The organism is Paenibacillus arenosi (genome assembly GCF_014841135.1).
Taxonomy (GTDB): Bacteria; Bacillota; Bacilli; order Paenibacillales; family Paenibacillaceae; genus Paenibacillus_B; species Paenibacillus_B arenosi.
The window spans coordinates 62,895-76,195 of the sequence record NZ_JACYTN010000013.1 but is presented as its reverse complement, the minus strand read 5'-3'; the positions used below and the strand labels follow the sequence as shown (position 1 = coordinate 76,195).

The following is a 13,301-nucleotide window of genomic DNA, read 5'->3' as shown; positions in this document are numbered from 1 at the left end:
CAAATCAAGTAAATGGTGTTAAGTAATAGGTATCGACTTCATTTTCATGAAATGAACCAATCGGACGGACCCCTATTCACGTTAATGAGAAGTCTATACCTATTCAACTTTCAAAGTGAGGCAGCCCAATCATGACAGGTCAAATTGACAGTACAGTATTTGCTTATATGGTTAATCAAGCTTCGAACGGTCTCGCGCTCTTGTCTCCTACCGATGGGACATGGATTAGCATCAATCCTGCATACAGCAATATGCTTGGCTATACGCCAACTGAAATAATGAATGTAACGGACAAAATGCTAACGCATCCTGATGATCAAGATCGATGCGAGGTGGAACCTATATTAGCTCAGATTCGAACCTCTCCAAAAGAAAAACATACGTTTCAAAAGCGCTACCTGCATAAGGCTGGGCATGAAGTTTGGGCATCTATTACGGTTTCCAAATTTACTAATCCCGAATCAGAAGTGCCTATGTATCTGATTCAAGAAGCCGTTGATATCAGTGCCCACAAAATGAAGCTGGAATCTGAGAAAACAATATATACAGAAGATGAATGCTTGTACCAGTCCATGTCCCAAGCCTTTCGTATTGCCAATATGGGCTCCTGGTACTGGGATTTGACCAATGATCGCCTGCATTTCTCACAGGAAGCTCGGCTTATTTTTGATCATATGCTCCAACCAACTTATCTCAATGAAATTCCCTTCTCGCAGTTCGTCCATCCTGACGATTATGCCAATATCGAACATTGTATTCATGAAGCCATTGTTCATGGCAGATCCGGTGATGTTGTCCATCGCATCAACCTTCCCGGACAAGTCACGAAGACCGTTCATGCGCAATGGGAAATACTCAAGGATGGGAACGGCAAACCGATTCAACTCATCGGGATGGTTCAAGATATTACAGCACGGGTACGAACAGAGAAACGGCTGCAGGAAAGCGAGAAGAACTATCGACGCATATCTGAATATGCGCTCGACTTTATTTCCCGTCATGCACCTGATAACGATGCGACTTATCTGTATGCTTCGCCAATATGTCGGCGCATGCTAGGCTATGAACCAGAAGAGATGATAGGCACTACAGGGACAAGCTATGTTCATCCCCAAGATGCAGATTCGCTCCGCAACTATTTATCGGACATTAGGCAAGGAAAAGCATCTGCGCCCGTTTCTTTCCGCTTCCGTCGTCATGATGGTACGTACATGTGGTTCGAGACGACCAGTCAATGCATTTATGATGAGCATGGACAAGTACAAGAACTAATTGCCATTTCGCGTGATATTACGGAGCGCAAGCGATTAGACCTACAGCTCCAAGAGTATAAGTCCTTATTTGAATATAATCCGTCAGGTGTTGCTTCACTTGACTTGGATGGCAATTTGTTAAGCGCGAACTATGGTCAAGAAATGTTAACAGGGTATACGCAGCAAGAACTGATCGAGTGTCATTTTGGACCGCTCGTTGACCCGGAAGATTTAGAAAAAACATCGTATCACTTTAGTCTCGCCAAACAGGGACTGCCGCAAATGTATGAGATCGGGCTTAAGCATCGTGACGGCCATCGTATTGATGTCAATGTTATTAATGTTCCGATTATTTTGGATAATCGGATAGTCGGCGTGTACGGTATTACGACAGATATTACAGAAAGAATGCGTTATATTGAACAAATAGAGAAATTGAGCAATGAGCATTCTCTGATTCTCAACTCCGTAACGGAAGGTATATTTGGACTCGATCTGGATGGTCGCTCCATGTTTATTAATCCTTCCGGTGCAGCTATGCTTGGCTTCACCCAAGAGGAGTGGTGCGGCAGCAATCATCTTGGCTGGATTGAGCAAATAGGTCAGGATAACTGCTATTATCCTGCTCATGAGACGCCGATCCAATTAGCACTTCACCAAGGAATATCACTGCATGCAAATGAAGCTGTCTTCTGGCGCAAAGACGGTACCAGCTTCCTAGTCAGCTATCAAGTTACACCGATCTATGACAATGGCGAACGCAAGGGTGCCGTCGTAACTTTCCATGACATTACGAATGAGAAAGAGCTACTGAAAGCAAAAGAAGCGGCGGAACAGGCGGATCGTGCCAAATCTGAATTTTTAGCGGTTGTCAGTCATGAACTACGCACCCCGATGAACGGCATTATCGGCATGATTCATTTACTGAGTGATACCCAGTTAACAGAAGAACAGCGCATGTATACCGAAATCGTAAAACAGAGCAGCGACACCCTGCTTCACCTACTTAACGAGATCCTTGATTTCAGCAAAATTGAAGCGGGCAAGATGGATCTTCATCATGAACCGGTACACATGCAATCGATCATCGATACGATCATGAACTTATTCCGTGCAAGAGCGGCAGAGAAACAACTTGGCTTAACGTATTCAATCGAAAGCGATCTCCCACTGTTCTTAGGCGACGCTTCACGAATTAAGCAAGTGCTGCTCAACCTAACGAGCAATGCAATCAAGTTCACTGAAGCAGGGAGCATTGGCATTACTATCGAAATGGCGAGAGGCGCGGATGATCGTGACATGCTGCTTATTTGCTCCGTTCAGGATACAGGTATCGGTATCGATATGGACAAGCAGCATTTGCTGTTCCAATCCTTCACCCAACTACACCCTGCCATTAATCGCAAATATGGCGGAACAGGACTTGGGCTTGCCATTTGCAAAAAACTTGTAGAGTTAATGGGCGGTATGATTACCGTATCCAGTGAGGTTGGTGCTGGCTCGACCTTCACGTTCTCCTTGCCTTGTGCCGCAGTGGCAGAACAACAATGCACAACTTGAGGAATTGCCGTTTAGGCTAGAGCATTTCACCTCCTCCTCCCTCATAAGCTGAATAGATAAGATACTTAGCAGAACGGACGCAGAGGGAGTGAGGAAAATGGGATATTACGTGCCCGTTGAAAAAGGTGTGAATGTGTATGTAGAGGATGTTGGAACAGGTAAGCCCGTCGTCCTCATTCATGGCTGGCCCGTCAATCATAAGATGTTCGAATACCAAGCATCTCAGCTGCCTAAGTATGGCTATCGTACGATTGGCATTGATCTGCGGGGATTTGGCAAGTCTGATCGGCCTTGGCAAGGCTATTCTTATAATCGGATGGCCGATGATATTTATGAGGTATTGGAAGCTCTTCGCTTGAAAAATGTACGGCTAATCGGTTTCTCCATGGGAGGAGCCATAGCGATTCGCTATATGGCGCGTCATGCAGGGAAGCGAGTTGCACAGCTTATCTTAGTTGATGCAGCGGCACCTGCCTTTACGCAAAGGCCCGGCTTCCCCTATGGCTTCACCAAAGCCGAAGTCGATGCCTTGCTGGAGCTGAATGACAAGGATCGACCGCAATTGCTGACCAATTTCGGAGATATCTTTTTTGCCAAGCCGATTAGTAACAGCTTCCGTAATTGGTTCCAACTGCTTGGTCTAGAGGCAGATTCCCATGCAACCTATGAGACATTAAAGTCACTAAGAGACGAAGATCTGCGCGCTGATCTGGCTAAGGTCCATGTCCCTACAGCTATTTTTCATGGCAAGTATGACAAAGTCGCCCCTTACCCACTTGCTATTGCCATGAATGAAGGGATAAAGGGATCTCTCCTTGCCCCATTTGAGCATTCTGGTCACGGCAGTTTCTATGATGAACGTGAGAAGTTCAACAAGGAGCTTCTGTCATTTCTGAATAGCTTACGGTATTTCACAGGTGAAGAAGAAATCTGATTAAGTGAATAGAGCTTATCGCTATGAACATGATATAAACACACAAAACCTTCCCCCAGCATCGTGGAGCGAAGGTTTTTCGTTGTTTTACTTTGAAAGTTTGACTGAACTAGCAGGTAACGAAGAAGAAACAAAGTAGCAAGACATTAAACGGAAGCTCTTCGCAGCAAACGATAGGATAGGAATCCGCAAACGACAGTCAGTGGAATCGACCATAGCGAAATTTCAGCAAGTGAAATGGAAATTAGCCACATATACAACTCGTGCCCATCTTCATATACGAGCGACAGCAGAAACAAGCAAGGAGGTATAATTAAGATCGTCAGCACAGTTAGCAGCCCTTTGGCTTTGTAGCGCTGAAATGCACTCGAAATGATAAAACCGATATAGAAAAATAGCATGAATAACACAAACAAAATTCCAAAAAGTTCGAGTATATTGACCCCCTCCACAAGTTGGAGCCCCCATCGATCGGACAACTCCAGTTCCAATATAATGAGAATAAGAGAAAACAACGTAAGGCCCGCTGCTATCATAACAGCCATGAAGGAAGTCCCTAAGAAATAATCCTTTCTCCTAACTTGCATACCGATCGCAAACGAGAACGTCTGTGGTACGCTTACGATCCCTGTTACGAACATGTAGACCCAACTGGATGACACTAAAATGAAGGCAAGCGATATATAGTAACTGATGAAGCTGCTAATGATGAGGTTAGGAATTAAGGCAGAACTTATAATGATAAGGGGAGTCAGAAACCAAATCCATTTGTCTCTGAGGTATATGGTGACGACACCTTGTATTCGATTCATCGGGATTCAACTACCTTTCTCTCATCCTTTTTATTCGTCAAATACACGATAAGTTGTTGCAGTGATAATGGGACAACTTCTAATTCCAGTTCCTGCGCTTGCTGACGGCAGTCGCCTGCTTCTCTGCTATTCACCAAGGTTGCCTTAAGCAATCCGCCGAATTCCTCGAGATGTACAACGTTCTTGCCCATTAGGAAGCTTTCAACTTTGGATGCTGTTCCGACGACCGTAAACGCCCTCTCTCTAAGCTGGTCGACATCTTCATTAATCAAAACATTACCCTGCTCAAGGAGGACAACATGTTCAAGTATTCTGCTCGCTTCATCAATCAAGTGAGTAGACAAAATAATCATTCTTGGATGCTCCTCATAGTCCTCAAGCAATCGATCGTAGAATATGCCTCTAGCTACAGCATCAAGACCTAGATACGGTTCATCGAATATTGTAATCGGTGCTCGGCTGGCAAGCCCCACGATAACACCTAGCGCAGAAAGCATACCTCGTGATAATTTGCGAACATTCCGCTGTAACGGCAATTCAAAGTCATTTACCAGCATATTCGCATAGTCTCCATCCCAGTTAGGAAACAAAGCAGAAGCAACTTTTAATACATCCATAACACGATAGGTTTCCGGGTACTTCTGACTTTCCTTTACAAAGCACATTTGCCGCAGCACCTGTTCATTTTCAAAGGGATCTTCCCCTAATACCTTCACTTCTCCACTTGAAGCAAATAACTGCGCGCTGAGTATATGAAGCAACGTCGTCTTACCTGCCCCATTTCTACCAAGCAGCCCATATATTTTATTCTGCGTTAAATGGAGAGTAAGGTCGCGGATAGCTGTTACACTACCGTAAGACTTGGTTAATCGTTGCAATTCAAGGATGTTGCTCATTCCTGCTTCGCTCCTCTCGCTAGCATCTCTGTCAGTTGATCTACCGTAATGCCCAACTTCCCTGCTTCACGTAACAAGGTTATGACATACTGCTCGAAAAACTTCTCTTTGCGCTGCTCGATGAGTATATCCAGCGCACCTGACGCTACAAACATCCCTATCCCCCGCTTCTTATACAAAATACCTCGCTCAACGAGTAAAGTAACGCCTTTTGCTGCAGTCGCCGGGTTGATTTGATAAAAGGATGCGAATTGATTCTTAGAAGGTACCGGAGACTCTTCGGTTAATCGACCTGCGATGATGTCATCCTCAATACGCTCTGCTATTTGCATAAATATAGGACGACCATCATCGGTTAACAATTCCACTACAAACACCTCCCCTTGGTCGGTTGATTAGTTGTGTAATCAACTATACTTGGAAAAATGAACCATGTCAATTAGTTGAATTCCACAATTCACCTTCTTGCTAGATAATCCAACGTGCTACGCTTATCCGTATAATAAAGGCTCAAATGTATAACCGTCCCGCAAGCAAGAAATATAGTATAATAGACCATGTTGAAGTAAGGATCGTTTTTCAAACCTGTATATAAAGGGAATTCGATATGACGTTAGGAGCAAATACGAATTCGCCGCGACATAGAAAGGGATTACCAATGAGAATTAATAAATTTATTAGTGAGACAGGCATCTGCTCCAGACGCGAAGCTGACAAGTGGGTAGATGCCAAACGTGTTACGATTAACGGCAAGGTAGCCGAATTAGGGAGCACGGTAGAAGACGGCGATGATGTTCGTGTAGATGGCAAGCCAATCGGGAATAAAAGAAATACCGTATACATCGCTTTGAATAAACCCGTAGGAATTACGAGCACAACCGAGCATCATGTCCAAGGCAATATCGTGGACTTCGTGAATCACAAAGAGCGCATTTTCCCGATTGGACGTCTTGATAAAGATTCTGAAGGGTTGATCTTGCTTACGAATGACGGGGATATCGTCAACAAAATTTTACGTGCGGAGAACGACCACGATAAGGAATACATCGTGACCGTGGATAAGCCTATTAATCAAACGTTCGTGGACGGCATGTCCCGTGGCGTTCGAATTTTAGGTACAAAAACAAAACCTTGCCAAGTGACCCAAATTGGTGAGCGTATGTTCAATATCGTGCTGACGCAAGGATTGAACCGCCAAATTCGTCGCATGTGTGAAGTGTTCGGCTTTAAGGTTGTGAAGCTGAAGCGTATCCGTATTATGAACGTTCATCTGGGCAGCCTGAAAAGAGGACAGTGGCGTGATTTGACTGATAAAGAGCTTGCTGAAATTATGAAGCTGACTGGGCATGTAAGCCGAGACGGCAAAAAAGGAAGGGCCTACTAGGGCACCTTCCTTTTTTTATTAAAATACAGCAATTTCGACTATAAATAAACCCACAGCTATTGCAATTGGCAGCAGCCAATACCTACTTATTGAACCGGATGATTCTTGTTCATTCGCATCATCTCTTGTTTTCTCTATCTTCTCAATTTTTCGCAATAGCAACCAGCATATATATAACGCCGGAATCGATGCGGCACCAACGAGGGAGAGCGTTACATAATCAGGAGATCCCCCAGGAGAAGACACGCTTTTCACCAAGTCACCACCTTGAACATAGGAACCAATAACGTATGTAATATTGGTAGCCATATGAATGACGATGCCCGGCCAGATCGAACGGGCGTACAACACAATAATCGCCGATACCCATGCTGCAAAAAACAATTCCACAAGTCGATATGGGTTGTCATGAAATAGAGCAAATAGAATTGAACTCATTGCCGCTGCAAACCATCTTCCTTTTTGCTCATACCCTGTTAAAAGGCTCCCTCTGAACAGCAATTCCTCGCAAATGGGCGGAATGACACCAATAGCAACAATCAGCACAAATAGTGAAGTCAAATCTGAAGCTATCGGATAGACAGATACTTGATACGTCCGTCCAAGTGCAACCGATACGATTTCGGTCATCTGATGAATAAATAGCATAAAGACTTGACTAATCGCATAAATGAGTATACTGAGCACCATGGTAGTCCAAGCAACTTTACGGAATTTAAAAACAGACTGCCATGAAAGTCGTTTACTCGATATCCACGCCGTTGAAGGAATTACATTCAACCCAATTTGTGCGAAAGCTACGTATATTAGAAAAAACCATACATTCGCATATAATTGTTGTTTGTCAGGAAATAAAAAGGTAGATAAGATGTTTCCTGCTATATAGGAAGTGAGAAATAGCCATCCTGCATGCGTCGCATTCAATCCTCGATTCATTACTCGCTCCTCTCATGAAACACATTCTATCCGACATGAACTGAACAACATTGCAGATCTAAATCATCGTTTTAGAGCAACTTTTCCCGATAGGGCGAACAATCACGTTCTGCGTACTACTTATATAGCCTGTTTGGATCGTTCAATTTCTTTGTCAATCCGCTGCATCGCACGATTGGACTTGAATAAAGCGGAGGAGATGGTTACAACAATGCCAGATACGATTGGTATCCATACCCAGCTAACTCCTTCTAATAGTAACCCATACACCCATATCCCCAGCGGCGCCGTAATATCTGTAAGGGTATTGGCAACCCCCCATACTTTACCGCGATACTGTTCCGCAATACGAAATTGAAAATAGGTGTACAACGGAATTTGTACAAACATTTGCAATACTCCGATCATAAACACCATGCCGCAATATAACACAATGATTGGATCGTTCCCAAATGAATGAAGCCAAGAAATACCAGCTAGTGACCAACCTATAATAATAACACCTTGAAGCATAAGCAAATCGAAAAATCTTCGAATAAATCCTTGTGTGGAAGGCAGCCTTAACATGGTTAATGAACCGCCGATCATGCCCAAAGCCCAACATGCTTGGATGACGGCCAATTCTGTTCCCGTTACTTTCAACACTTGATAAACGATATAGGGTAATACGAGAATCATCATAGGATATAAGATGAAGTTCATGAAGGAAGATATTTTTAGAAAGTAGGATAAGAAGGAATAGTCACGAATGTAGCTCATCGTTTCCTTTAATTCTGCAAATACAGTTGCTTTAGCAAGCTGCTGCCTCCTCTTAGGAAAAGTCAATCCTATTAACAGTAAACCTGAAGCAGCATAAGACAAAGAACTCCATAACAATACAGCTGCCATCGTAGACCATTCATACAGCACAGCTGCCAATAATGGACCTACAATGAGCACGAGTGCCCCTATGGATTGAAACAGTGCATTCGCTTTATTTGCAGCCAGCTCATCAAGAAGAGTAGGAATGGAAGAATGGATAGATACACGCAACAAGCTACCGCACATACTCAGCAGCACGCTTCCCACGCATGCGATCATCCATGTCATTTCATTTAGTATAAACAAAACATATAACGAGATCAAAACAAATCCATTTAGAAACTCAGCAAATATAATCAGTGCCTTCTTATCAAAGCGATCTACAATTACACCTGCAATCGTATTCGCTATCACTCGGGTGAAAATGGAAGCAGTAAGAATGAATGAGTATTTCAGAGCCGAACCTGTCGTATCTAAGACAAACAAGCTCAAAGAAAAAGTGAACATCGCACTTCCCAACTCTGAAATAATACGACTAAATAAAAGAACATAAAAATTGTATGTTCGATGCAGCCTCTTCATGTTAATTTTCCACTGTTACAAGCACAGATGATGCAAGTATTCCTTCTATTTGCAGGGTTAACTCTTTCTCCGAAACCTCAAATGGACATGTCAGTGACAGTCGAAGTACCTGCTCAGAATACATGATATCTATCGTAACAAGATCAAGTACAATTCCACCATTGACTCGTTTCTTCTGCTCTTTTTCTATCGGGTTTACAAGTCCATTAAATAACAAGATCTTATCGTGCTCTACTTGACCATGATAGTTGAAAAGAATACCCGTGTGTGCTGATGGATGAATAAGTTCGGCTGCTCGTGGAAACTCCTCCTGAATCCGCTCATCAAAAACAAATGAGATGAAGTTTACATTAGTATCCGCAGCCTTCCTCATATATTCGCTAATTTGCGCAGAAGGTTCGCTCGTCCCTTGTTCCAATACCATAGGCAATAAGTCGATAAAGGGGCCGATTGTATCGTAGAACGATGACTGCTCATATCTTCTTCCGTAATGAAACATCAGAAGTGGCAATGGAGACGGCAAACGGTACATGCTTCCAAACTGCTCAACCATATTCAAGCATAAAGAAAACAACTGTTCAGCCTTTAGCTTGTCGTAATATTGCTCAAATGGTACTTCAATCCTATATTGGCGAGTTGGTTGTTCTTCATATCTCTGCAGCCAATCATAAAGCTGCTTGGATGCATGATGATAGGTCTCTAATCGGAAATTTGTAATAAGCTCCGGCTCCGATATCTGCGGCCCTCTTTTAATTTGGGAAACAAAATCACGATAATGGAATATCGGCTGCTGTCTCGTAGGAGAAGGTAGAGAATGAACTAACAATTTATCCATTACAGCTCGTTCCAAAATATCTCCACTCATTCCATCGTAAATGGCATGATGGCATGGAAGCACAAGTCGATATTCTCGTATATTTAATTTAACAAGGAGTAAGCGATATAGCGGTCTGCCTATTACCTCGTAGGGTGCGTAATAAAGCTCTGTAATTAATTCCTGCATGACAAGGGCTTGCTCAGATAAGGAGCATTCTGTGATATCAAGAAAAGGCACAGCCAAATCGGCCGTCCATTCATATTCCGACCATTCCCATTCCCCTCCACCCGTCATGCTCAGTTCGCTGCGCAGCAAGGCATGATCACGGATTACTAGGGAAACACCTTCTCTAATTTGCTCTGACTCTAACGCTGCATGGATCGGTAGGACTACTCCCGAGTACGCAGCATCAGAAGCAAGAAATGCCCTTTGGATAGCACTGACTTCAAATCTACCAATCGTAGGCTGACGCAACCATCCATCTCTATAAGCCGTAACTTCTTCCACAGCCTTGGACAATATCCGTTTCGAAAAATCATGCCAATCTTTTCTCGGTTGCTGCTCCCTCTCATTAAGGTTATTGTTTGTTGCTAGAGGTACGTTAGATACAGACAACGACAGAGCCGCGATTGATGACCATCTCTCAGCTAAGCTTCGTATCGTCTGATATTTAAAGATATCATGAAGCTTAACATGGATACCCATCCCTTCAAGCTCCATCATAATCCTTAATGCCTTCAGCGAATCTCCTCCTTCTTGAAAGAAAGAATCATGGACGCTCCAACTCCGTTCTCCCAATACCTTCGTCCACACGTCGGCAATCGCCAATTCCCATTGCGTGGTAGGTAGCCCATCATACTCATCCCTATCCTCAAGAGACTTCATGCGAATCGCGGGAGGCGGAAGCTGCTTCCGATCGATCTTCCCATTCGGTGTGAGCGGAAATTGATCTACAAACAAAAAATAGGCAGGGATCATATAGGACGGTACTCTATCCATGACGTACCTTTGGGCTTCTGCTTCTTCTAACCTTGGCTCAGATGTGTAATAAAGAGCTAGTTTCCCCTCATATCCCGTCTGTGAAGTTATTTCAGATGAATGGAGTGATTCAGGAGGGTGATAAACAATTGCAATCGCCGCTTTTATTTGAGGGTGAGATAGCAGCGCTTGCTCAATGTCACCCAACTCAATCCGATAACCATTTACCTTCACTTGAAAATCTTTGCGGCCAAAATACTCAATTTGCCCATCGAACAACCAACGAGCCATATCTCCTGTTCGGTAAAGCCTTATTCCTGGATAGTATGGATGCTCGATAAATCGTTCAGCCGTCTTATCGACTTCATTTAAATATCCTCTACCTACATTACAACCACTTATGTATAATTCACCCCAAGCACCCTGTGGCCGCAACCTCATCTGGCTGTCTAATATATACACACCTTGATTAAGCAGCGGTCGTCCAATTGGAATAATTGCGGGTAACTTCTCCAATGCATGTAGATCAATTGCATAAGCAGTTGTATCCACACAGCATTCTGTTGGGCCATATACATTTGTAATTTTAGGAGAGGTAGGTTGACATACTCTAACAAAGTCGCGAACCACATTAGCTGGAAAAGCTTCGCCACCAATCATAAAATGTTTAACCGACATTTCTTTATATCCGCGATAGATAGCCGCTACAGTCAGCATCTGTATGTGCATAGGTGTTCCATCAGATATCTCGATCTCATGCTCCATATAAAATTTCCATAGCGCCTCCCCATCAAGCCGGACCTCATTCGGTACAATATAAAGACTATGCCCCAGCAATAGTGAGGTGAAAATTTGTTTTACAGAGGCATCAAAATAGAGAGGTGCCACGCAGGCAATCTTACTACAAACATGCTCATGATACACTTGTGCTTGCAACCCTTGTATTAAATTAAGGACATTGCGGTGTTCAATCATAACTCCTTTTGGTGTTCCCGTTGACCCGGAAGTGTACAGTACATAAGCTAGATGATCCCCTTTAATGATGGGGCTCTCGTACACTGCTTCCATTTTAGGAAAAGGAGCACTCATATCAATTACATCGATATCGGGTCCAACGAGCAAATCCGAAGCACATTTCACCACTAAGGAAGCCTTGCTGCTCTCCAAAATATCCTGTACACGTTTCGCAGGCCAAGCGGGATCTATTGGCATATACGCACATCCCGCCTTGATTATGCCTAGCATTCCTGTAATAACAGAAACAGAACGATCCGCAGTGATACCAACGATACTGCCCGGCATTACCCCTCGACGCTGTATTTCATAGGCTAGATGATCAGATCGAAGATGGAGCTCCCGATAGGTCAAAGTTACCCCTTCACCCCATACCGCGATACGCTTAGGGTTGCGTACTACTTCCGTTTCAAACCTATCAACCAAATTAGCTCCTGCTGGGATAGGAGATTGGTGCTCATCTCCAACATACAATCTGATGACGTGTTCAATGGATTTAGGCATAAACGAAGTCTTATTTATATCTGCTTTTGGATGGCTAAGCATCTCTGCCAAACCATGCAAGAAACATGACAAGAAGCACTCAGCAGCATACTTCTCTAGTACAGCCTCGTTATAATGGATAACTAGAGAAATGGGCTTGTCGTCCTCCCTTTCTCTCAACTCCGTACCAGGGTGAAACTCAACCTCTATTTGCCCTAACAAATGGCTTGGTAAGGAAGCATGAAGTCCCTCAAACCTGCACACTAGCTCCAACTCCACTGTCTCCAGCTCTTGCTTGAATTGCTGCTTAAACAATTCAGCTATGGGATAGTCTTGATGCATATATCCTTCCATTAGTGAAACTTTTAGCTGTTTTACATGTTCAGCGTAAGATCCTTGGTTGGCTCTATGGCTTGGAAAAAGGACCGTTTCGCTTAGCGTATTTGGGCTGTTAGAAGATTGAAGAATAGGTGTAGCGGTCATTATGAGATCTTGATCCGAATAGTAGTGAATGCTCTGCTGTAGACTAGAAAAAAGAAGAGTAAAGAGGGACAGATCGTCCCTCTTACTAATTTTCATCAACTGTTGCCATAAGCTTTGATCCAACGTGTGCTGTATGCTGGCCATACGTCTACCTGTATTTCCGCCTCTATTGCTGTCCACACTTTTATTGCTATTGTCTCTGGGACTGTGATGGACGACACAGCCCATCCATCTGTCATCGGCATCTGCTGCGAAGTCAGACAGACGTTTCTGCCAGAACGATCGCATTTGCTTAAACTTGTCTGTTTGCAGTAATACTGCTTTTTCTAATTGATTAAGCACATTCTCCACTCCCTTAGAGCCTGTCA

General features: G+C 43.6%; 9 protein-coding genes. 3 read left to right on the top strand and 6 right to left on the bottom strand.

The genetic code is table 11. The features are described 5' to 3' along the window. The first annotated feature begins 131 nt into the window (after positions 1–131). Both IFO66_RS15255 and IFO66_RS15250 read left to right on the top strand, forming a co-directional pair. Positions 132–2,813: a PAS domain-containing protein gene (locus IFO66_RS15255; RefSeq protein ID WP_192025984.1), complete on the top strand. Its 2,682-nt coding sequence runs from the start codon at positions 132–134 to the stop codon at positions 2,811–2,813. Positions 2,814–2,910: 97 nt separating this feature from the next. After that, complete coding sequence (locus IFO66_RS15250; protein WP_192025983.1) at positions 2,911–3,747, top strand: alpha/beta fold hydrolase; 837 nt, start codon at positions 2,911–2,913, stop codon at positions 3,745–3,747. Between the two features lie 146 nt (positions 3,748–3,893). Here the strand turns inward: IFO66_RS15250 and IFO66_RS15245 are convergent, their stop codons facing one another. The 3 genes from IFO66_RS15245 to IFO66_RS15235 are packed head-to-tail and all read right to left on the bottom strand — an operon-like array spanning position 3,894 to position 5,787. Continuing rightward, positions 3,894–4,559: a hypothetical protein gene (locus IFO66_RS15245; protein WP_192025982.1), complete on the bottom strand. Its 666-nt coding sequence runs from the start codon at positions 4,557–4,559 to the stop codon at positions 3,894–3,896. Continuing rightward, a complete protein-coding gene (locus IFO66_RS15240) occupies positions 4,556–5,455 on the bottom strand; it encodes an ATP-binding cassette domain-containing protein (protein ID WP_192025981.1) in 900 nt (299 codons plus the stop codon). Before IFO66_RS15240 ends, IFO66_RS15245 begins: the two co-directional genes overlap by 4 nt. After that, positions 5,452–5,787, bottom strand: coding sequence for a GntR family transcriptional regulator (locus IFO66_RS15235; protein ID WP_192026016.1), 336 nt, complete (start codon positions 5,785–5,787; stop codon positions 5,452–5,454). The genes IFO66_RS15240 and IFO66_RS15235 overlap by 4 nt, the downstream gene beginning before the upstream one ends. A 326-nt stretch (positions 5,788–6,113) precedes the next feature. On the opposite strand from IFO66_RS15235, the gene rluF reads away from it, so the two are divergent. Next, a complete protein-coding gene (gene rluF, locus IFO66_RS15230; protein WP_192025980.1) occupies positions 6,114–6,839 on the top strand; it encodes a 23S rRNA pseudouridine(2604) synthase RluF in 726 nt (241 codons plus the stop codon). Positions 6,840–6,857: 18 nt separating this feature from the next. Here rluF and IFO66_RS15225 read toward each other — a convergent pair whose 3' ends face one another. The 3 genes from IFO66_RS15225 to IFO66_RS15215 form a co-directional block, all read right to left on the bottom strand. Further along, positions 6,858–7,775: a type II CAAX endopeptidase family protein gene (locus tag IFO66_RS15225; RefSeq protein ID WP_192025979.1), complete on the bottom strand. Its 918-nt coding sequence runs from the start codon at positions 7,773–7,775 to the stop codon at positions 6,858–6,860. Positions 7,776–7,895: 120 nt separating this feature from the next. Beyond that, positions 7,896–9,158 (bottom strand): MFS transporter, encoded by a 1,263-nt coding sequence (locus tag IFO66_RS15220; protein WP_192025978.1) that lies wholly within the window; start codon positions 9,156–9,158, stop codon positions 7,896–7,898. A 1-nt stretch (position 9,159) separates the two neighbouring features. Next, the gene (locus IFO66_RS15215) at positions 9,160–13,275 is read right to left on the bottom strand and encodes an amino acid adenylation domain-containing protein (RefSeq protein WP_192025977.1); all 4,116 of its coding nucleotides are present in this window, start codon (positions 13,273–13,275) and stop codon (positions 9,160–9,162) included. Between the last annotated feature and the right edge of the window lie 26 nt (positions 13,276–13,301).